Origin of the sequence: Streptococcus oralis subsp. tigurinus (assembly GCF_002093575.1) — a bacterium.
GTDB lineage: Bacteria > Bacillota > Bacilli > Lactobacillales > Streptococcaceae > Streptococcus > Streptococcus oralis_CH.
This window is the reverse complement of the sequence record NZ_LNVH01000010.1, coordinates 66,192-88,019: the sequence shown is the minus strand read 5'-3', so window position 1 is coordinate 88,019 and position 21,828 is coordinate 66,192. Positions and strand designations below refer to the sequence as shown.

General features: G+C 43.3%; 20 protein-coding genes. 13 read left to right on the top strand and 7 right to left on the bottom strand.

Going from position 1 to position 21,828, the window contains the following annotated elements:
- Positions 1–307: 307 nt before the first annotated feature.
- The 5 genes from ATE37_RS10245 to ATE37_RS10225 are packed head-to-tail and all read right to left on the bottom strand — an operon-like array spanning position 308 to position 2,476.
- Positions 308–784, bottom strand: a complete 477-nt coding sequence (locus tag ATE37_RS10245; protein WP_084868940.1) for a glutathione peroxidase — start codon at positions 782–784, stop codon at positions 308–310.
- Positions 781–1,359 carry a DUF3278 domain-containing protein gene (locus ATE37_RS10240; protein WP_084868939.1) on the bottom strand — a complete coding sequence of 193 codons (579 nt, stop codon included), beginning with the start codon at positions 1,357–1,359 and terminating at the stop codon, positions 781–783. Before ATE37_RS10240 ends, ATE37_RS10245 begins: the two co-directional genes overlap by 4 nt.
- 12 nt (positions 1,360–1,371) lie before the next feature.
- On the bottom strand, positions 1,372–1,713 hold the full coding sequence (locus ATE37_RS10920) for a hypothetical protein (RefSeq protein WP_084868938.1): 342 nt from the start codon (positions 1,711–1,713) through the stop codon (positions 1,372–1,374).
- 10 nt (positions 1,714–1,723) lie between these two features.
- Positions 1,724–2,266: a DUF3278 domain-containing protein gene (locus ATE37_RS10230; protein WP_084868937.1), complete on the bottom strand. Its 543-nt coding sequence runs from the start codon at positions 2,264–2,266 to the stop codon at positions 1,724–1,726.
- 15 nt (positions 2,267–2,281) lie between these two features.
- Positions 2,282–2,476, bottom strand: coding sequence for a helix-turn-helix transcriptional regulator (locus ATE37_RS10225; protein ID WP_001082470.1), 195 nt, complete (start codon positions 2,474–2,476; stop codon positions 2,282–2,284).
- 162 nt (positions 2,477–2,638) lie between these two features.
- Between ATE37_RS10225 and rsmH the strand changes: the two genes are divergently transcribed.
- From rsmH to mraY, 4 genes are read left to right on the top strand one after another with little or no spacing between them, the layout of a single operon-like run.
- Positions 2,639–3,589, top strand: coding sequence for a 16S rRNA (cytosine(1402)-N(4))-methyltransferase RsmH (gene rsmH, locus ATE37_RS10220; protein WP_084868936.1), 951 nt, complete (start codon positions 2,639–2,641; stop codon positions 3,587–3,589).
- A 10-nt stretch (positions 3,590–3,599) separates the two neighbouring features.
- Complete coding sequence (gene ftsL, locus ATE37_RS10215) at positions 3,600–3,917, top strand: cell division protein FtsL (RefSeq protein ID WP_000840795.1); 318 nt, start codon at positions 3,600–3,602, stop codon at positions 3,915–3,917.
- 3 nt (positions 3,918–3,920) lie between these two features.
- Positions 3,921–6,176, top strand: a complete 2,256-nt coding sequence (gene pbp2x / locus ATE37_RS10210) for a penicillin-binding protein PBP2X (RefSeq protein WP_061428374.1) — start codon at positions 3,921–3,923, stop codon at positions 6,174–6,176.
- 1 nt (position 6,177) lies between these two features.
- A complete protein-coding gene (mraY, locus tag ATE37_RS10205) occupies positions 6,178–7,158 on the top strand; it encodes a phospho-N-acetylmuramoyl-pentapeptide-transferase (protein WP_084868935.1) in 981 nt (326 codons plus the stop codon).
- Between the two features lie 69 nt (positions 7,159–7,227).
- Here the strand turns inward: mraY and ATE37_RS10200 are convergent, their stop codons facing one another.
- Complete coding sequence (locus ATE37_RS10200; RefSeq protein WP_084868934.1) at positions 7,228–12,231, bottom strand: SIALI-17 repeat-containing surface protein; 5,004 nt, start codon at positions 12,229–12,231, stop codon at positions 7,228–7,230.
- Positions 12,232–12,489: 258 nt separating this feature from the next.
- Positions 12,490–13,203 (bottom strand): trehalose operon repressor, encoded by a 714-nt coding sequence (gene treR / locus ATE37_RS10195; protein WP_084868933.1) that lies wholly within the window; start codon positions 13,201–13,203, stop codon positions 12,490–12,492.
- Positions 13,204–13,387: 184 nt separating this feature from the next.
- Between treR and treP the strand changes: the two genes are divergently transcribed.
- From treP to ATE37_RS10150, 9 genes are all read left to right on the top strand, one after another.
- Positions 13,388–15,355: a PTS system trehalose-specific EIIBC component gene (gene treP, locus ATE37_RS10190; protein WP_180382797.1), complete on the top strand. Its 1,968-nt coding sequence runs from the start codon at positions 13,388–13,390 to the stop codon at positions 15,353–15,355.
- 63 nt (positions 15,356–15,418) lie between these two features.
- A complete protein-coding gene (gene treC / locus ATE37_RS10185) occupies positions 15,419–17,044 on the top strand; it encodes an alpha,alpha-phosphotrehalase (protein ID WP_084868931.1) in 1,626 nt (541 codons plus the stop codon).
- Positions 17,045–17,188: 144 nt separating this feature from the next.
- Positions 17,189–17,434 carry a YneF family protein gene (locus ATE37_RS10180; RefSeq protein ID WP_000364980.1) on the top strand — a complete coding sequence of 82 codons (246 nt, stop codon included), beginning with the start codon at positions 17,189–17,191 and terminating at the stop codon, positions 17,432–17,434.
- A 205-nt stretch (positions 17,435–17,639) separates the two neighbouring features.
- Positions 17,640–18,434: a glutamate racemase gene (gene racE, locus ATE37_RS10175; RefSeq protein WP_000370379.1), complete on the top strand. Its 795-nt coding sequence runs from the start codon at positions 17,640–17,642 to the stop codon at positions 18,432–18,434.
- Complete coding sequence (locus ATE37_RS10170) at positions 18,392–19,402, top strand: nucleoside-triphosphate diphosphatase (protein WP_428835839.1); 1,011 nt, start codon at positions 18,392–18,394, stop codon at positions 19,400–19,402. Before racE ends, ATE37_RS10170 begins: the two co-directional genes overlap by 43 nt.
- Positions 19,378–19,899 (top strand): metallophosphoesterase, encoded by a 522-nt coding sequence (locus ATE37_RS10165; protein ID WP_001118939.1) that lies wholly within the window; start codon positions 19,378–19,380, stop codon positions 19,897–19,899. Before ATE37_RS10170 ends, ATE37_RS10165 begins: the two co-directional genes overlap by 25 nt.
- Positions 19,896–20,357 (top strand): cyclic-di-AMP-binding protein CbpB, encoded by a 462-nt coding sequence (gene cbpB, locus ATE37_RS10160; protein WP_084868929.1) that lies wholly within the window; start codon positions 19,896–19,898, stop codon positions 20,355–20,357. Before ATE37_RS10165 ends, cbpB begins: the two co-directional genes overlap by 4 nt.
- Positions 20,354–21,088, top strand: coding sequence for a site-specific tyrosine recombinase XerD (gene xerD / locus ATE37_RS10155; RefSeq protein WP_342585762.1), 735 nt, complete (start codon positions 20,354–20,356; stop codon positions 21,086–21,088). Before cbpB ends, xerD begins: the two co-directional genes overlap by 4 nt.
- Complete coding sequence (locus tag ATE37_RS10150) at positions 21,088–21,822, top strand: segregation/condensation protein A (protein WP_084868927.1); 735 nt, start codon at positions 21,088–21,090, stop codon at positions 21,820–21,822. Before xerD ends, ATE37_RS10150 begins: the two co-directional genes overlap by 1 nt.
- Positions 21,823–21,828 lie beyond the last annotated feature (6 nt).

Here is a 21,828-nt window from a genome sequence, read left to right as displayed (position 1 = left end):
ACTGCCCAAGCCCAAGTCTGACTTGGTTACAACTTGATTTAATGAAAAAACTCTCTGATAATTTGTAAGCCACCTTACCTCCTGTTTATAAAGCGCTTTCATTTTAAGATAAAAAAATTTAAAAGGTCATTTCTCCCTTAAAATGACTGAAAACTTTTAATATAACAAATATACTAAATTAATGAAAGAATTGCAATAGCAAAAAGCAAAAAAATAAATATAAATTAAAGAAAATCAGTTACTTTTTAAAGAAAAAACGCACCCTTCAGGGATCAAACTAAATGAAAGGATACGTTTTAAAAAGAAATTAGAGTATTTTATGGAGAGACTCTTGGATGGTTTGGGGGTCTGTTTTGGAAGAGAAGCGCTCAAGGACTTGCCCATCTCGACCAATGAGAAACTTAGCAAAATTCCATTCGATTCGTTTTCCTAGTGGGCCAGATTTCTGGTCTTTTAGCCAAACATAAAGAGAATCTGCCTCCTTGCCGTTGACCTTGATCTTAGCAAAGCGAGGGAAAGTGGTCTGATAGTGTAGGCTGCAGAAACTATTGATTTCTTCTGCGCTGCCGGGTGCTTGTCCCATGAACTGATTGCAAGGGAAATCTAATATTTCGAAGCCCTGATCTTGATAGCGTTCATAGAGTTCTTGAAGCCCCTGGTACTGGGGCGTTAAACCACATCCAGTAGCAGTGTTGACAATCAAGAGAATCTTGCCACGATAGCTCTCCAGGGGAGTTGCTTGGTTGTTTTGATTCAAAACGGAAAAATCATATATACTGGTCATTTTTCTATATTCTCCTTATGCATTCCTGATTCAGAGTGTTTCATCTCGTGTTCCGATAAAAAGGCATAGGTCATGGTTCCAAAGATGGCACCAATACCCAATCCCAACACTAGTAAAGGGAGCATTTTATCGAACTGGGAGAGATTGTCCCAAAAGGTGTCGAGGGGGAGATGCTGAACAAAGAGTTTATGAAAGATTAGTAAGAGGAAGAGACCAAGCTGAATACTGATGAATACACCCCAACTACGAAGGTTGATTTGGCTTTTGCTGTAGCTTTTGTGATGGATTTCGGACTGGTCATCCTTGTCTAAATGTAAGTCGCGAACTGCTAGTCTCGCCCTAGATGAGAGGACGAAGATAAGTCCAAAATAGAGGTAGGGCATGGCATCTCGAACCAACTCTATGAAGCGTCCAAATAGGAGATAGAACAAGAAGAGTAGGAGGGAGGAGTATACGATTTGGATCAAGGCACGGGCACAAGCCTTGTAAATCATCTCTTGACGGCATTCATCAAAAGGCCCTTGTATGTGAAAGAATAGTTTAAGTAAGCGAGTGGTGAGATCTTCTTTTTTCATGGGAGTAATCTCCTAAATGAGCGATTTTTGATTGACTTCTTTAAAGAGTTGATAGAGAGTATAGAAGTAAACCAAATTAAAAATGATACAGATTATTAGAAATACCAGGTATCTCCAATCCATAGGATTTGTTAAAAGTTGTGGAAAGGATACGAGGATAAAACAGAGAGATGCGTTTAGAAGACGTATTTTTTTTGATTGGATTTTCTGGAATCTCTGTCCCTTGTTCAATACAGGAAGGAATAAAAGAAAGATAATCAAGAAAGGATGCTCAATATGTCCAGAAAGTAGGAAAAAGGTAACAAAGATACTGATAAAAACATGACTGATCAGTAGTCTAGCTAGTGATTTCATAAGGTACCTCCTAGTCGTCTTCTTGGTCTTTCTTGGCCTTTTGAATGCGAAGAGAGACGATAATTTGCATCATCAGTCCAAAAAAGAACGCTCCCAGTATAGTTTTTAAAATATGTTTTGAATTCAGAAGAGAACTGATGAAATTTGGATTTTCACTGGTTAGGGTATCGATGAGTGGCATTATAAAAAATATCGCTATGCCGTAGATCAGACCGGCTTTTAGACCCGGAAAATGTAGCTTTTTACTTTCTTTTTGACTCAGCATTTCGGGATCAATAGCTGTGATGCCCTTTTTCTTGGTTTGAGAGACCACATAGAGGGCAACCATCATCGAAATGCCAAACACCACGAGAGGATAGCCGATAGCGACAATTTGCGGGTATTTATAGGCAAGAACGAGCGGGATAAGATTGCCAAATGTCATCAGATAAAAGAGGACAATAAAGACCTGATTCCCGATACGATCGGCCTCGCGCCGTTTGTGTTCGTCAAGGGGACCAGAAATACCGTATATGCGTTTGATGAGTTTTTCAGTGAGAGTTTCTTTTTTCATTTGTTTGCTCCTTTTTTAAAAATCGTCTTCCCAAAAGAGGCTATTTAGGTCAGTTTGGAGGCTGCGGGCGAGGTTGAGACAGAGTTCCAGGGTTGGATTGTACTTGTCGTTTTCAATCATGTTGATGGTCTGTCTCGAGACACCGATATCTTTGGCGAGCTCGAGCTGGGAAATGCCCAGTTCCTTGCGGAATTCTTTGACACGATTCATAGGGTCTCCTTTCTGATATGTCGTATATATTTGACTATATTATATTCTTTTGGGGATGAGGTGTCAAGTATATATGACATATTTTTGAGAATTTTTTTCGAAGAAACTTAGCCTTGTCTGACAAGTGCAAGCTGGTCAGATTTGTGGTAAAATAGATAGGATATGACAAAAGAATTTCATCATGTAACGGTCTTGCTTCATGAAACGATTGATATGCTTGACGTAAAACCTGACGGTATCTACGTTGATGCGACTTTGGGTGGAGCAGGCCATAGCGAATATTTATTAAGTAAATTGAGCGAAAAAGGGCATCTCTATGCTTTTGACCAGGACCAGAATGCCATTGACAATGCGCACAAACGGTTGGCACCCTATATCGAAAAGGGGATGGTAACCTTTATCAAGGATAACTTCCGTCATTTGCAGACACGATTGCAGGAGGCTGGTGTCCAGGAAATTGATGGAATTTGTTATGACTTAGGGGTGTCCAGTCCTCAGCTGGATCAGCGTGAGCGTGGCTTTTCTTATAAAAAGGATGCGCCACTGGATATGCGGATGAATCAGGAAGCTCGTCTGACGGCCTATGAGGTGGTCAATCATTATGACTATCATGACTTGGTTCGGATCTTTTTCAAGTATGGTGAGGATAAGTTTTCTAAACAGATAGCTCGTAAGATTGAGCAAGCGCGTGAGGTGAAACCAATTGAGACAACGACGGAGTTGGCAGAGATTATCAAGTCGGCCAAGCCTGCCAAGGAGCTCAAGAAAAAGGGGCACCCTGCCAAGCAGATTTTTCAGGCTATCCGAATCGAAGTCAATGATGAGCTGGGCGCTGCAGATGAATCCATCCAGCAGGCCATGGATATGCTGGCTCTAGATGGGAGAATCTCGGTCATTACCTTCCATTCGCTGGAAGACCGCTTGACCAAGCAATTATTCAAGGAAGCTTCAACAGTGGAAGTTCCCAAAGGCTTGCCCTTCATTCCAGATGACCTTAAGCCCAAGATGGAATTGGTATCCCGCAAGCCAATCTTGCCAAGTGCTGAAGAGCTAGAAGCCAACAATCGTTCGCATTCAGCCAAGTTGCGCGTGGCTAGAAAAATTCACAAGTAAGAGGAAAAACATGGCAGAAAGAATCGAAAAAACAAGCCAGTTATTGCAAACGAAGTTTAAAGGTTTTTCACGTGTGGAAAAGGCTTTCTATGTTTCGATTGCTGCAACAATGATTATCCTGGCAATTAGCGTTGTGTTTATGCAGACCAAGCTATTACAAGTTCAGAATGAATTGACTAAGGTCAATGCTCAAATCGAAGAAAAGAAAACCGAGCTAGACGATGCCAAGCAAGAGGTCAATGAATTGATTCGTTCAGAACGTTTGAAAGAGATTGCAAACTCCAAGGATTTGCAGCTGAATAACGAAAATATCCGAGCAGCGGAGTAAGAAATGAAACAGTGGAAAGAAAAAATCATCCGTTATGCCGTTCGTAACCGTAAATCTACAGAAGAAAATCGTCGAAGAGTAGGGAAAAGCCTGAGTTTATTGGCTGTCATACTCTTCGCGGTCTTTTTGGTCAACTTTGCGGTCATTATCGGAACGGGTAAAAAATTTGGTAAGGACTTGGTTCAAGAAGCCAACAAGGTCCATCAAACAACCAAGACGATTCCTGCAAAACGGGGCACCATCTACGATCGTAATGGAACGCCTATTGCAGAGGATGCGACTTCTTATAATATCTATGCCGTTATTGACAAGACCTACAAGTCAGCAACAGGCAAAATTCTCTATGTAGAGGATTCTCAATTTAATAAGGTAGCTGAAATTTTCCATAAATACCTAGATATGGAGGAGTCTTATGTCAAGGAACAACTTTCTAAACCAAATCTCAAGCAAGTTTCCTTTGGTGTTAAAGGTAATGGAATCACTTACGCCAACATGATGGCCATTAAAAAGGACTTGGAAACTGCTAAGGTTGAGGGTATTAATTTTACGACTAGTCCAAATAGAAGTTATCCAAATGGGAAATTTGCATCATCCTTTATTGGTTTAGCACAGTTACATGAAAATGAAGATGGCACGAAAAGTCTAATTGGGACATCTGGTATCGAGAGTTCCTTAAATAGTTTATTGGCAGGGACAGATGGTATTATTACATACGAAAAAGACCGTCTAGGTAATATTGTTCCTGGTACAGAACAAGTCACCCAACAGACCGTAAACGGGAAAGACGTCTATACGACCCTATCTAGTCCTTTGCAGTCCTTTATGGAAAGTCAAATGGATGCCTTCCAAGAAAAACTAAAAGGTAAGTATATGACCGCGACCTTGGTCAGTGCAAAGACCGGTGAAATCCTTGCTACCACTCAACGACCGACCTTTAATGCAGATACTAAAGAAGGAATTACTAAGGACTTTGTTTGGCGTGATATTCTTTATCAAAGTAACTATGAACCAGGATCAGCCATGAAGGTTATGACGTTAGCTTCTTCTATTGATAATAATACCTTCCCAAGTGGAGAATACTTCAATAGCAGTGAATTCAAAATAGCGGATGCGACGACTCGAGATTGGGATGTTAATGATGGTTTGACTACTGGTGGGATGATGACTTTCTTACAAGGTTTCGCTCACTCCAGTAATGTTGGAATGAGTCTACTTGAACAAAAAATGGGAGATGCTACTTGGTTGGATTATCTAAAACGCTTTAAATTTGGGGTTCCAACTCGCTTTGGCTTGACAGATGAATACGCTGGTCAACTTCCAGCTGATAATATTGTTAGTATTGCTCAAAGCTCATTTGGGCAAGGAATTTCAGTGACACAAACACAAATGCTTCGTGCCTTTACAGCTATTGCTAATGATGGAGTTATGCTGGAGCCAAAATTTATAAGTGCTATTTATGATACTAACAATCAGTCTGTACGTAAGTCACAAAAAGAAATAGTAGGAAATCCTGTTTCCAAAGAGGCAGCAAGCACAACTCGAAATCACATGATCTTAGTTGGGACGGACCCTCTATATGGAACTATGTATAATCACTACACAGGAAAGCCAATTATAACAGTTCCTGGACAAAATGTAGCAGTTAAATCCGGTACGGCTCAAATCGCTGATGAGAAAAATGGAGGATACTTGGTTGGTTCTACCAATTATATTTTCTCAGTTGTGACTATGAATCCTGCTGAAAATCCTGATTTTATCTTGTATGTAACGGTTCAACAGCCTGAGCATTATTCAGGTATCCAGTTGGGAGAATTTGCCACCCCAATCTTGGAGCGGGCTTCAGCTATGAAAGAATCTCTCAATCTTCAGTCAACTGCCAAGAGCTTAGATCAGGTCAGCAAGACGACAAGCTATGCCATGCCAGCTACCAAGGACTTTACTCCGGGAGACCTAGCAGAGGAATTGCGTCGCAACCTTGTCCAACCAATCGTTATCGGAACAGGAACCAAGATCAAGGAACTCTCGGTTTCTGAAGGAGATAATTTGGAAGCCAATCAGCAGATCTTGATCCTGTCAGATAAGGTCGAAGAAATGCCTGATATGTACGGCTGGACAGATGAAAATGTGCAAACATTTGCCAAATGGCTGAATATAGAAGTCGAGTGGGAAGGTAGTGGCAAAACGGTCAAGAAACAAAGTGTCCGTGCCAATACAGCCCTCAAAGACATTAAAAAAATGAAAATAACTTTAGGAGATTAAGATGATTAGTTCCATTAGTGCTGGAGTTCTAGCCTTTCTATTGACCTTTATTGGTATTCCAGCCTTTATCCGATTTTATCGAAAAGCACAGATTACGGGACAGCAGATGCACGAGGACGTCAAGCAACACCAAGCTAAAGCTGGGACTCCAACCATGGGAGGTCTTGTCTTCCTGATCGTTGCGGTTGTTGTGACCTTCCTTGCCGCTCTCTTTACCCAACAATTGACCAACAATGTAGGCATGATTTTGTTTATCTTGGTTTTGTATGGTTTGGTAGGTTTTTTGGATGATTTCCTCAAGGTCTTTCGTAAGATTAACGAAGGCTTAAATCCCAAGCAAAAACTTGCTCTCCAGCTGCTTGGAGGAGTGATTTTCTACCTCTTTTATGAGCGTGGTGGCGATATGCTTTCAGTCTTTGGCTACCAAGTTCATCTGGGAATTTTCTATATTTTCTTTGCCCTTTTCTGGCTAGTTGGCTTTTCAAATGCGGTGAATCTGACGGACGGGATTGACGGCTTAGCAAGTATTTCAGTGGTGATTAGCTTATCGGCCTACGGTGTGATTGCTTATATGCAAAATCAACTGGATATCCTTCTTGTGATTCTTGCCATGATTGGTGGTTTGCTAGGTTTCTTCGTCTTTAACCACAAGCCTGCCAAGGTCTTCATGGGGGACGTTGGGAGTTTGGCTTTAGGGGGGATGTTGGCAGCAATCTCTATGGCCCTCCACCAAGAATGGACCCTCTTGCTGATTGGGATTATCTATGTCTTTGAGACAAGCTCTGTCATGATGCAAGTCACCTACTTTAAACTTAGTGGTGGAAAGCGTATTTTCCGTATGACGCCTGTCCATCACCATTTTGAGCTTGGAGGATTCTCAGGCAAGGGCAATCCTTGGAGCGAGTGGAAGGTTGACTTCTTCTTTTGGGGAGTTGGACTTCTAGCAAGTCTCTTGACCCTAGCCTTTTTATACCTGCTGTAAACATAACTTTTGATGACAAAATAAAACAGGATGAAGGTGATCTTCATCCTGTTTTTGTGTGCTTAAAGGTTAGTTGGAGTTATCCTTTCTTCCTTTTAACATAAAAGTGGCTGTGAGGGCTAGGCTGAGGCCTGCTAAGAATAGGAGTGGGTTGGACGCTTCTCCTGTTGCTGGAAGTTCTTCTTTAGGAGAATGATTTCCAGTTTTAGCAAGGCTCGGACTAGCTGAAAGTTGTTCAGCCTCGTGTGCTAAGGTTTCTGTATCTGAAGCACTTGGTTTTTCATCTGTACTAGGGGTTGTTCCAGCAACTTGATAGACGACAGCATAGGTACTGAAATGATTAGTGATGAATTCTACCTTTCCGTCTCGAACGGTGAAATCAAGGGCTTGCAACTCCTTGGTCGGAGTAATATAGTAGACCTTTTCTACGTTAGTTGAAATAGGCAAGCGAACCAAGACAGAGCCTTTTGGCTGCAAGCTATTATTGGTTGGATTTTTAAGCTGTAGATCGTAAGCATCATAGGTCTTGCCAAAGAGTTCTTGAGCTAGGACACGTCGGCCAGAAACGTGAGAAATTCCTTCTAAGTCGCTGGCTCCACCGATGATTTCTACTCCAGTCTCCTTATCTTTCAAGACTTGAACTGGATAGTCAGGAAGGCTAAGGGTTGGAGCGGTCTGATCCCCGCTAGTCCCAATAGGTTTAGTGTATTCAGGTTTTTCAACAGTAGGAGCTTCCTCTTGACCTGCTGTTCCGATAGGTTCAGTGTACTCAGGAATTTCTACAGTAGGTGGCACTTCTTGCCCTGCAGTCCCGATAGGCTCAGTGTACTCAGGTTTCTCGACAGTAGGAGCTGGTTCATCCCCCTTGTTTGTAGTTGGCTGCTTCTCGTCAACTTTCTTTTCATCTTTTTTAGTAAAGACGGCTACGATAGGGCTACTTGTGGTATTTCCTTGAATGGTATAAGCTTCAATGGCATTTCCAGCTTTGCGATTGGTTTCGTCAGGAATTGGGATTTGAACTTGATTGTCTTGGATTGATAGGATAGTCTGATCTCCACTTGTAACCAGATGCGTTTCATCCACCTTGCGTAAGACTAGAGGATCTTTGACACCTGGGAAGGTCACTGCGATGGCTTCCCAATCTCTGGATGGTAGGCTTAAGGAAATGGTTTTGTCATTTTCCTTAAGAGGCGCGATGCTCGGGCTATCTATACCAACAGCAGGGGCTTTGATGATATCAAAGGAGTCTAGAGAGATTTTCTTGCGACCTTCTGGCGAATCTGGGTCAACTTGTAATGTCAGGGTGTGCGGACCGTCAGTAAGATTTGTAAATTCGCCAATAAAGGCTCTCTTTTCAGTTGCGCCTGAAGTGTAGAAGTCTAGATTTGGCATTTCTTTGCCATCTAGTGTAACACGTGCTCGTCCAAGGGCAAGGCTCTTCAAACCATAGATACGAATACCTGTCCCTGTAAAGGAAATAGTTGCCTGAGCTTCTGAAGCTGCACTAGAGTCGCTGTTGTTAATATCAGCGTACTTTTCCGTGCCTCCGTAGAGTTCAGGGTCAGACCAGTCCTTAAACTGGGGACCATACTGGATACGCGAATCACGATCATCCATTTTTTCAATCGTATTGCCTGCTCCTGCTAGGATCTTGAAGTAGTCTAATGAAATTTTCGAGCGCTCACTACCACGTCCTTTGTGCTCACGTTTAACGCTAAGAGTCAATGTATGAGGCCCGTCTGACAATCCTGTGAAGCGGCCGATGAGGCTGCCTTTTTCAGTTGCCCCAGCAGTGTGGAAATCAAGTTCGCCGATCTCTTTGCCATCAATTTTAGCAGTAGCAAGACCTAGTTCAGACGATTTTAGTCCATGGATTTCGATACCAACACCATTAAAAGGAATGGTGGCAGTGAGGTCTTCGTCTGTGTAGTCTCCTTTTGAAAGGTCAGCAAATTTCTCTGTTCCTCCAAACAATTCTGAGTCTGCCCAGTTTCCAAAGGCAGCTCCGTACTGGATGCGACTATCTCGGTCGTCCATCAACTCGCTATAGGTTTCGACAGTAGCATGTTCAGACACTTGTGTGGCAAGTTCGCCCAGCATAGCCTTGACAGTATAGGTGTAGGCATGTTGAGGATTGAGTGATCGGTCAATAAAGTGGGTTTGATTGGTTACAAATTCTCTGGTCGCAGAGGTTTGGCCAGTTTCGTCTTTCACTTGTCTTTGGATGACATAGTGGGTAGCGCCTTCTACTTGGTTAAAGGTGAGTTCGGCAGTGACTCCATTTTGTCGAACGGCTGTCAGACTGGTTACACGACCAGGGAAGTGTTCAAAGGTAATGACGTCACCTTTTTGTGTTGCAAGCTGGATACGATTATCTTTAAGGATCGTTGCCTTGACTGGTTTGCCATTGACCTTGATTTGGCTGGCTTCGATATTTGGATAGTCTACAATTAGGTCTCCACCGACATTTGAAAGGAAGGACAAGCTTTGCAGGTTTTTATCTTTCCACTTCATGCTGACTTCAAAGTTTCCACGGGCAACCAAGCCAGAAACCTGACCGTCCTTCCAAGCGTCAGGAAGGGCTGGCAATGGCGCAATATAGCCAGTATGAGATTGGAGGAGCATTTCTGCCATCCCACTGGTTGCTCCAAAGTTGCCGTCGATTTGGAAAGGCGCGTGCGTATCCCAAAGGTTTTCTAGGGTTGAATACTTAAGCTGTTCAGCGAGTAAGCGATGGGCGCGGTTACCGTCCAGCAAACGAGCCCAGAGATTGATTTTATTGGCCTTAGACCAACCAGTACCACCATCTCCACGGTGGTTGAGGGTAGCACGCGCAGCCTCTAGATATTCAGCCTGGTCCTTGCTAAAGAGCGTACCTGGGAAGAGACCAACTAGATGGGAAACGTGGCGGTGGTTGTTTTCAATGCCTTCGTTGGTGAATTGTGGACTGTCCTCCTCATACCATTCTTTGATACGGCCCTCTTTGTTGATATGAAGCGGTTTGAGTTTGTCAAATTTAGCCTTGACCTCTGTGACTAAGTCTTGGTCGACATTCAGATGGTTGGCGACTTCCATGTAGTCGTGGAATAATTGCCAGACTAGCGATTGGTCAAAGGTGTTTCCGATGGTGATGGTCCCGTGTTCTGGTGAGTAGGATGGAGAAGACACCCAACGGTCACTGGCATGGTCGTAGTGTAAGAAGGAGTTCCAGAACTTAGCAGTTTCTTTCAACATAGGATAAATCTTTTCTTTGAGATAAGTCTCATCCTTGGTGAACTTATAGTAGTCATAGACATTCTGCATCATCCAGGCGTTAGCGGCCGGAGACCAACCCCAGTAGTAATTCCAGCCTGGAGTAGTCCAGCCAAATGGTGTCGCCTGGGTGTGGACCAGCCAACCATTTTCTTGTCCGTCTTTGGATTCGATGCCAGCATATTCTTTGGCAGCGATACGACCATAGTAGCGCATGTCGTCAATGTAATTGATCATTGGCTTGGCTGTTTCAGCCAGATTGCTCATATAGGCAGGCCAATAGTTCATTTGCAAGTTGACATTGAGGTGGTAATCAGCGTTCCAAGGTGGATTGTCTACAGCATTCCAGACTCCTTGTAGGTTGGCAGGAAGGGCATCTGTCCGATCACGAGACGAGCTGATGAGTAGATAACGTCCGTATTGGAAGAAGAGTTCTTCTAGCTTTTGCCCTTTGCTAGGGTTATAGCTTTGAAGGGCTTCTTTTGTCGTTTGAGCAGTCTTGCTTCCACCTAGATTTAGTTTGACGCGATTAAAGAGACTTTGATAATCCTTGATATGGTCTTGCTTAAGTATTTCGTAGTCTTTGGCCTTAGCTGCTTCTACAATCCCTTTAACCGTTTTTTCGAGGTCAATGTCTTTTCGATAGTTTGTTTTTGGATTTTGAGCAAAGTTAGTCTTGGCACTGAGATAGAGGGTCGCATAACTTGCGCCTGTAACGGTCAGAGTTTCGTTCTGAACAGTCACCTTTCCATCCGTTTTAATTCCTAGATAGGATGCAAATTTGAGACCGTTATCTTTGACAGTTCCCTTTAGAAGGATTCCGTTTGCATCTGTAGTGACATGACCATTCTTATAGTTGGAATATTCCCAAGAGTAATTTCCATTAGCAAGCAAGTCTTCTGTCAAACTGTTCCAAAGGGTAAAGTCAAGTGTCTTGTTTCCTTTTTTGGTCAAGTGGGTCACAGTGACATCATCAGGATAGCTGGAGAAGGTTTCGCGTTTGAAGGTTGTCCCATCTTGGGTGTAAGAAGTGGTCGTAGTGGCTTCTGTGATATCCAAACCACGATGATAATCAGTTACAGTATCTAGTCCTTTCTTATGGTTATTAAAGACCATGAAGATATCTCCAAAGGCTAGGTAACGTCCATACTGGGCATTGTTTGGTCCGACTAGATTTTGTTCAGCTAACTGTTTAGCTTTTTGGCGGTCACCAGCTTCGAGGGCTTTGCGTATCTCTGCTAAGACCTTGTAGCGTTCCTTGTAGTTTCCTCCGTTATAGTCGGTGCTATCGGGCTGTGGTTCTCCTGACCAGAGGGTCTTTTCGTTGTACTGGATTCTCTCTTCCCCGATGAGACCGAAAACCTTGGCTCCCATCTCTCCATTTCCGACAGGGAGGGCTTGCTTTTCCCATCCATCATAGGAGGGAGCTGTTGGCTGATTGTAGTTGAGTTGATAGTTTTCTTGTTTTGTCACAGGCTGATCTGCTTTTTCAGGTTCCTTATTTTCTTTAGCTTCTACAATGGCTTCTTCACTAGCTTGACTATTTGTCTTCGGAGTCTCCTCAGCTGGCTTGCTTTCGGAAACTACTGGACTTTCTGCTAGAGATGGTTTTGTAGTTTCAGTAGCTTCAGCTGCTTTGGGTTCACTATCAGGCTTAGTGATAGTTTCGACAGAGGTTGGTTCAGTTTGCTTGACCTCAACACTGTCTGCGGCTACAGTGTGGTTGACTAGAAAAATAGCTCCCAGTAAAACAGAAGCAGTCCCAACCGTCAGCTTGCGGATGCTATAGCGACAGGATTTCTCCCAAAAGTGTTTTTTCATAAAACCCTCCTTTGTGCATTTAAAACCGCTTACATTTTATGAAGCAGTTTCGTTTATTTTGTTTTGTTTCTATTTATCTCCTCCCCTCCCATTCTAATGGTCGCCTAGCATTTGTCAATAGCTTTTTAGCAAGAGACATATTTGAGATTGCTTTTTCTTAAAATAGTAGAATAAGTAGCAAGCAGTCACTCTTTTCCAACTCTCAACTCCTTTATTTACTACTAAAAAACAGTTGAGAGTATTCCCAACTGTAGGTGTTTATTTCGGATGTCTTTTGGCAAAGTCAACAAAGTGAAATTTTTCTAATTTATGGCGACTTTCGGTGAACTGAAACTGGCGCCCGTCTTGGAGATAGACTTTTGACTTGATTGAAACAACATAAGGGTCTTTGCCAATGTCCATGAGAATCTTGTCTCGGTCACCCGTGTGGTCAATAGTAATTTCTTTCTGAGCATAATCAATATGGAGTTTGAGGTCGTCCTCTATATACGAGTAGATAGACTGCTCAGCAATTTGCCGAGTGAGATTTGGGATTAGTTCCATATCCAGATAGTCCGTATCCAGAACCGATACCAGGTCATCCACCACACGCTGGCGGACTACCTTCCACACCATCCGAAACTCTGGAAAGCCGGTTATCAGTGAGGATTTTTTATCGATAATGATCTTATCCAGACTGACCACATTGGTTTTAGAGCGAAGTCCAAGTTCTTGAACCAGTTCTTGGTAGCTAGTTAGGTTAGAGACAGGGAAATTGACCGTTTCTTCTTTGACGACTTGAGAACCTTGCCCCCTTATCTTTTTGATTAATCCTTCTTCTTGGAGGAGGGACAGAGCTTTTCGAACGGTGTCACGGCTCACCTGATACTGATTCATGAGTTCGTACTCGCTGGGGAGGAAATCTCCGACAGCGTAAGTCTCGTTTTGAATGGTTTTTTGGATTTGCTTAAATAATTGTTGGTATTTCTTCATCTTGCTTCCTTAAATAGGTTTTGAATTTTATTCTATACAAACTTGTATCTATTTTACCATACAAGTGCTAGAAAATGTACAAAAATATCCTCTTTTTACAACGAACAAGTTGCATACAAGTTTGGTATCGTTTACAATAGTCTTATCAAATAAAACTTGCTTTGACAAGTATAAGGAGAATCAAATGGGAAAATTTGAACAAGAAGCCAAAGATCTGCTTCAAGCGATCGGAGGTAAGGAGAATGTCACTGCCGTAACCCACTGTGCAACGCGGATGCGCTTTGTTCTCGGTGACGAAAAGAAGGCCAATGTTAAGGCTATCGAGTCGATTCCAGCCGTCAAAGGGACCTTTACCAACGCGGGTCAATTTCAGGTGATTATCGGGAATGACGTGCCGATTTTTTATAATGATTTTACAGCTGTTTCAGGCATTGAGGGTGTCTCCAAAGAAGCAGCCAAGTCCGCAGCTAAGAGTAATCAAAACCTGGTCCAACGTGTCATGACCACTCTAGCAGAAATCTTTACACCGATTATTCCAGCCTTGATTGTCGGAGGACTAATCCTCGGTTTCCGTAATGTCTTGGAAGGTGTGCATTGGTCGATGTTGGATGGCAAGACTATCACAGAATCCTCTCAGTTTTGGGCAGGAGTCAATCACTTCCTCTGGCTGCCTGGTGAAGCGATCTTCCAGTTCTTGCCAGTAGGGATTACCTGGTCTGTTTCTCGTAAGATGGGAACCAGCCAAATCTTGGGGATTGTTCTCGGGATCTGTTTGGTTTCACCTCAGTTGCTCAATGCCTATGCAGTAGCTTCAACACCTGCATCAGAAATTGCGGCAAACTGGGTTTGGAATTTTGGCTACTTTACTGTTAATCGTATCGGTTATCAAGCCCAAGTTATTCCAGCATTACTGGCAGGTTTGAGTCTGTCTTATCTTGAAATTTTCTGGCGCAAGCATATCCCAGAAGTCATTTCCATGATTTTTGTGCCTTTCTTGTCATTGATTCCAGCTTTGATTTTGGCTCACACTGTCTTGGGGCCAATCGGTTGGACAATTGGTCAAGGACTTTCAGCAGTTGTATTGGCAGGTTTGACTGGTCCCGTTAAATGGCTCTTCGGTGCGATTTTTGGTGCCCTCTACGCTCCATTTGTCATCACTGGTTTGCACCATATGACCAATGCCATCGACACACAATTGATTGCGGATGCCGGCGGAACTGCCCTATGGCCAATGATTGCTCTTTCAAATATTGCCCAAGGTTCAGCCGTATTTGCCTATTATTTCATGCATCGCCATGATGAGCGTGAGGCTCAGGTGTCACTTCCTGCAACCATTTCAGCCTATCTCGGTGTTACAGAACCAGCCCTCTTTGGGGTCAATGTCAAATACATCTATCCATTTGTAGCTGGGATGATCGGTTCAGCCCTTGCCGGCATGTTGTCCGTTACTTTCAATGTAACGGCGGCTTCTATCGGTATCGGTGGTTTGCCAGGTATCCTCTCTATTCAACCTCAATACATGCTGCCGTTTGCAGGAACCATGCTAGTTGCTATTGTTGTACCAATGCTCTTGACTTTCTTCTTCCGCAAAGTCGGTCTATTTACAAAGACAGAGGACGATACAACCTTACAGGCAGAATTCGTTGCCCAAGAAGAGGCAGAATTTGTCAGTCATGAACCAGTAACCCTTGCCCCAATAGAAATTGTCAGCCCGCTTGCTGGTCAAGTAAAAGAATTGAGTCAAGCAACAGATCCAGTTTTTGCATCAGGTGTCATGGGACAAGGTCTAGTCATTGAACCAAGCCAAGGTGAGTTGACTTCTCCAGTCAATGGGACAGTGACAGTTCTTTTCCCTACCAAGCATGCCATCGGTATTGTCTCTGATGAGGGGGTGGAATTGCTCATTCATATCGGTATGGATACAGTTGGTCTTGATGGTAAAGGTTTTGAAAGTCTCGTAGCCCAAGGAGACCACGTCACAGTAGGTCAGAAATTGATTCGTTTTGATATGGATGTCATTAAAGCTGCGGGTCTCGTAACAGAAACTCCAGTTATTATCACTAACCAAGATGCTTATACAGCGACTATCACTGGAACTTATCCAACAACTATCCAAGCTGGAGAAGCTCTCATGGTAGCTACACGAATCTAATTAAAATAGCGCAAACAGGGAAGGAACATCAGTTCCTCCCTTTTATCAGAAAAGGAGAAATAGATGACACTTGATAAAGGAAAAGTAGTCTATCAAATCTATCCAAAATCATACAAAGATACCACTGGAAATGGTATTGGGGATTTCCGTGGAATTATTGAAAAAATCCCCTATCTAGCTAAACTGGGCGTGGATATGGTCTGGCTCAATCCGTTCTACCCAAGCCCTCAACGGGATAATGGTTACGATATTTCAGATTATATGGCAGTGGATCCTCTTTTTGGTGATATGGCTGATTTTGAGGAAATGGTGCGTGTTGGTAAGGAGCATAAGATTGATTTTATGCTGGACATGGTGCTCAATCATTGTTCGACAGAACACGAATGGTTTCAGAAAGCCCTAGCTGGCGACCAGTACTACCAAGACTTTTTCTTCATCCAAGACCAACCGACAGACTGGCAGTCTAAGTTTGGCGGCTCTGCCTGGGCGCCTTTCGGGGATACTGGGAAATATTACCTCCACCTCTTTGATGAAACCCAGGCTGACCTTAATTGGCGCAATCCCAATGTCCGCAAGGAGCTTTTTACAGTTGTTAATTTCTGGCGCGACAAGGGAGTCAAAGGTTTCCGATTTGATGTGATCAATTTGATTGGCAAGGATGAGGTCTTAGTGGATTGTCCTGAAAATGAAGGAAAGCCAGCTTACACAGATAAGCCCATCGTTCATGACTATTTGCGCATGATGAACCAAGCCACTTTTGGATCCGATGATAGTTTTATGACAGTTGGGGAAATGTCCTCTACAACCATGGAAAACTGTGTCCTCTATTCTTCTCCTGACCGTCAAGAATTATCCATGACCTTTAATTTCCATCATCTCAAGGTGGACTACAAGGATGGGCAGAAGTGGACTTTGGCGCCCTTTGATTTCGAAGAGTTGAAAAGTCTTTATCATAGCTGGGGCAAGGAAATGAGTGACAAAAACGGCTGGAGCGCCCTCTTTTGGAACAATCACGACCAACCACGAGCATTAAATCGTTTTGTTGATATTCAACATTTCCGCAAGGAAGGGGCAACAATGTTAGCGGCCAGCATACACCTGTCACGCGGGACACCTTATATCTACATGGGTGAGGAAATCGGAATGATTGACCCAGACTATGATTCTATGGCTGACTATGTGGATGTCGAGTCCATCAATGCTTATCAGATACTCTTAAAAGAAGGGAAAAGTGAGCAAGAAGCTTTCCAGATTATTCAGGCCAAGTCACGTGATAATTCACGTATTCCCATGCAGTGGGATGCTTCAGAAAATGCTGGTTTCTCAAAAGGGACTCCATGGCTGAAGGCAGGAAAATCCTACCCTCACATTAATGTAGAAAATGAAATCCAAGGCCCAATTTTCACCTTCTACCAAGACTTGATTCGACTTCGTAAGGAAATGCCGATCATTTCAGAAGGAAGCTACAAACCAGCCTTTGAAGACAGCAAGCAAGTCTATGCTTTTGAACGTCAGTATGAGGATGAAAAGTTACTGGTCCTCAATAACTTTTATGCTAAAGAAGTAGAAATTGAGCTACCAGTAGCCTACCAAAATGGACAGATTCTGATTTCAAACTATGAAGATGTAGAAGTATCAGAAAAAATTCTTCTGAAACCTTATCAAACACTAGCTATTTATGTAAAATAAATACAGCAAGGAGCTCTCTTTCATTGAAATGCAGGGCTCCTTTTTTATCACCTACTGCCCTTCGTGAAAGCGTAAAACAAACTAGTCAGGAAAGTCACTTTATGGTATAATATAGAAGACTCAAAAAGAAACAGGAGAAAAAGAATGGATTTACTTTTAGCAATTATCTTGATTGTGCTAGCTTTTCTAGGAGGAGCTCTTGGAGGGATGTACTTGGTTCGTAAGCAAATCGAAAAAGAATTTGCAGACAACCCACGTTTGAACGCTGAGGCGGTTCGTGCTCTCTTGAGTGCAAATGGTCAAAAACCAAGCGAAGCCAAGGTACAACAAGTTTACCACCAAATCATCCGCCAACAAAAAGCAGCCCTTGCTAACAATAAAAAGAAATAAATAGGAAAAGTCTGGGATGAAAGTTCCAGACTTCTCACTATGTTCAATAGTTCTCAAGGATAAGACTTTTTCCTTGCATTCTATTGATATTTGATTATGATTAAGAGAGAGGCAGTTGCCATTCTATCAAGCTGTCTATCCCTTCATTTAGGACGAGTAATCATGATGAACTATCAATCAGAAAAAAGACTAGAAAGAAGACTGTATGGATAATCGACCAATTGGTTTTTTGGATTCGGGTGTCGGGGGCTTGACTGTTGTGCGTGAGCTCATGCGCCAGCTTCCCCATGAAGAAATCGTCTATATTGGAGATTCGGCACGGGCGCCCTATGGTCCCCGTCCTGCTGAGCAAATCCGTGAATATACTTGGCAGTTGGTCAACTTTCTCTTGACCAAGGATGTCAAGATGATTGTCATTGCTTGCAATACTGCGACTGCGGTCGTCTGGGAAGAAATCAAGGCCCAACTAGACATTCCTGTCTTAGGTGTGATTTTGCCAGGAGCTTCGGCAGCTATCAAGTCCAGTCAAGGTGGGAAAATCGGGGTCATTGGAACACCCATGACGGTCCAATCAGACATCTATCGTCAAAAAATCCATGATCTGGATCCGGACTTACAGGTGGAGAGTTTGGCCTGTCCCAAGTTTGCCCCCTTGGTGGAGTCTGGTGCCCTGTCAACCAGTGTCACCAAGAAAGTGGTCTATGAAACTCTGCGTCCCTTGGTTGGAAAGGTGGATAGCCTGATTTTGGGTTGTACCCATTACCCACTCCTTCGCCCCATCATCCAAAATGTCATGGGACCGAAGGTTCAGCTCATCGATAGTGGGGCAGAGTGTGTACGGGATATCTCGGTTTTGCTGAACTATTTTGAAATCAATCGTAGCCGAGATGCGGGACCTCTTCAACATCGTTTTTACACAACAGCCAATAGCCAAAGTTTTGCCCAGATTGGAGCAGAATGGCTGGAAAAAGAGATTCATGTGGAGCATGTAACTTTATGACAAACAAAATTTATGAATACAAGGATGACCAGGACTGGTATGTCGGTGTCTGGGATGTCTATGGAGGCATCTATAGCCTTATCAAAGATCCTCTCGAGCTTGATTTTATGGATTTAGCGCGGATTTTTCGTGATGAGGAAAATGGCTTTCCAATTACGATCACGGTGATGCGCTGGTCTTCTAACTTCCGTCTGCTCTCCTTTATCGTTGAGATTTTAAATGCCGAAGCAGGCCGCAATCTAGAAGTCATCCAACGTCAGGGAGCTCTGCTCTTGGTTGAAAATGGAAAGCTTTTGCATGTCGAATTGCCTAAAGAAGGAGTCGATGTAGAAGACTTCTTTGAGACTAACAAGGTCAGAGAAACTCTGCTCATTGCGACTCGTAACGAAGGCAAGACCAAGGAATTCCGAGCTATCTTTGACAAGTTAGGCTACGATGTGGAAAATCTCAATGACTATCCAGATCTGCCTGAAGTAGCTGAAACAGGTATGACCTTTGAAGAAAATGCTCGCCTGAAGGCAGGAACTATTTCCCAATTAACAGGAAAGATGGTGCTAGCAGATGACTCAGGTCTCAAAGTCGATGTCCTTGGTGGCTTGCCAGGTGTCTGGTCAGCTCGTTTTGCAGGTGTAGGAGCAACCGACCGTGAAAACAATGCCAAACTCTTGCACGAATTGGCCATGGTCTTTGACCTCAAGGACCGCTCGGCTCAATTCCATACAACCCTAGTCGTAGCTAGTCCAAACAAGGAAAGCTTGGTGGTTGAAGCTGACTGGCCAGGTTATATCAATTTTGAACCAAAGGGGGAGAATGGCTTTGGTTATGATCCCCTATTCCTTGTGGGAGAGACAGGCAAGTCAGCGGCTGAATTAACCCTTGAAGAAAAAAATAGCCAATCCCACCGTGCCTTAGCCGTTAAGAAACTTTTGGAGGTATTTCCATCATGGCAAAGCAAACCATCATTGTAATGAGTGACTCTCATGGAGATAGCTTGATTGTGGAAGAAATTCGTGACCGCTATCTTGGGAAAGTTGATGCCATTTTTCACGATGGTGACTCAGAACTCCGTCCAGACTCTCCGCTCTGGGAAGGCATCCATGTCGTTAAAGGAAACATGGACTTTTATGCTGGCTACCCAGAACGTTTGGTAACTCAACTTGGTCCCACCAAGATCATCCAGACCCATGGACACTTGTTTGACATCAATTTCAACTTTCAAAAGTTGGACTACTGGGCTCAGGAAGAAGATGCCGATATCTGTCTCTATGGTCACTTGCATGTGCCAAATGCTTGGATGGAAGGCAAAACACTCTTTTTAAATCCAGGCTCCATCAGCCAACCAAGAGGAACCATCAGAGAATGCCTCTATGCCCGTGTAGAGATTGATGACAGCTATTTCAAAGTGGACTTTTTGACACGTGATCATGAGGTTTATCCAGGCTTGTCCAAGGAGTTCGCTCGATGATTGCCAAGGAATTTGAAGCATTTTTATTGGAGCAGGAAGAGACATTTCTTACCCCTGCTGAGAATCTAGCAGCCTTGATCGATACCCATAACGCTGACCATGCGATTTTAGTGTTGAGTCAAATTACCTATACCCGTATCCCTGTTGTGACCTTTGACAAACGCTTTGTCGGAACCATTGGTCTGAGAGACATTTTGGCTTATCAAATGGAGCAAGGTTTGACGGATGAGCAGATGGCAACGATAGATATCGTCAATATGACCAAGACAGATGTGGCAGTTGTCGCTCCAGACTATAACATCACAGAGGTCCTCCATAAACTGGTAGATGAACCCTTCTTGCCAGTGGTAGATGACGAAGGGATTTTTCAAGGAATTATCACGCGCAAATCTATCCTCAAGGCCGTCAATGCCCTCTTGCATGACTTTAGTAAGGAATATGAGATTCGATGCAAATGAGAGATAGGATTTCAGTCTTTTTAGAGGAAAAACAGGGCTTGTCTGCCAATTCAAAGCAGTCCTATAAGTATGATTTGGAGCAATTTTTAGACATTGTAGGTGAGCGGATCTCTGAAACTAGTCTCAAGATTTACCAAGGCCAGCTAGCCAATCTAAAAATCAGCGCCCAGAAGAGAAAACTTTCGGCCTGTAACCAATTTCTCTACTTTCTCTATCGAAAAGGAGAAGTGGACAGCTTTTACCGTCTGGAATTAGCCAAAAAAGCTGAAAAGAAGACTGAAAAACCAGAGATTCTAAATTTAGACTCTTTTTGGCAGGAAAGTAATTATCCAGAAGGACGCTTGCTGGCGCTTCTTATCTTGGAAATAGGGCTCTTGCCAAGTGAGATTTTAGCCCTTAAGGTTGCAGATATCAATCTGGATTTTCAGGTACTGCGAATTAACAAGGCTTCCCAACAGAGGATTGTCACCATACCCACGACCTTGATTCCAGAATTGGAACTCTTGATGGGGCAGACCTATCTCTTTGAAAGGGGAGGGAAAGCCTATTCTCGTCAGTGGGCCTTTCGTCAGCTGGAGTCCTTTGTCAAGGAGAAAGGTTTCCCAACCTTATCCGCTCAAGCCTTGCGGGAACAGTTCATTCTAAGACAGATAGAAGAGAAGGTCGATTTGTACGAAATTGCAAAAAAACTAGGATTAAAAACAGTCCTGACCTTAGAAAAATATAGATAATGGATATTAAATTAAAAGATTTTGAAGGGCCCCTGGATCTGCTCTTGCACCTAGTCTCAAAGTACCAGATGGATATTTACGATGTGCCCATTACAGAAGTTATCGAACAGTATCTAGCCTATGTCTCAACTCTGCAGGCCATGCGTCTGGAAGTGACTGGTGAGTACATGGTCATGGCCAGTCAGCTCATGCTGATCAAGAGTCGCAAGCTCTTGCCAAAGGTAGCTGAAGTGACAGACTTGGAGGATGACCTAGAGCAGGACCTTCTCTCCCAAATCGAAGAATACCGCAAGTTCAAGCTCTTGGGTGAGCACTTGGAGGCTAAGCACCAAGATCGGGCCCAGTACTATTCCAAAGCGCCAACAGAGTTGATTTACGAGGATGCGGAGCTTGTGCATGACAAGACGACTATTGACCTTTTTTTGGCTTTTTCAAATATCCTAGCCAAGAAAAAAGAGGAATTTGCTCAGAATCATACAACTATCTTGCGAGATGAGTATAAGATTGAGGACATGATGGTCATCGTAAAAGAGTCCTTGACTGGACGAGACCAGTTGCGTTTGCAGGATTTGTTCAAGGAAGCCCAGAATGTTCAAGAGGTTATCACCCTCTTTTTGGCGACCTTAGAGTTAATCAAAACCCAGGAATTGATCCTCGTGCAAGAGGAGAGTTTCGGAGATATCTATCTTATGGAAAAGAAGGAAGAAAATCAAGAGGCACAAAGCTCGACTTGATAGAGA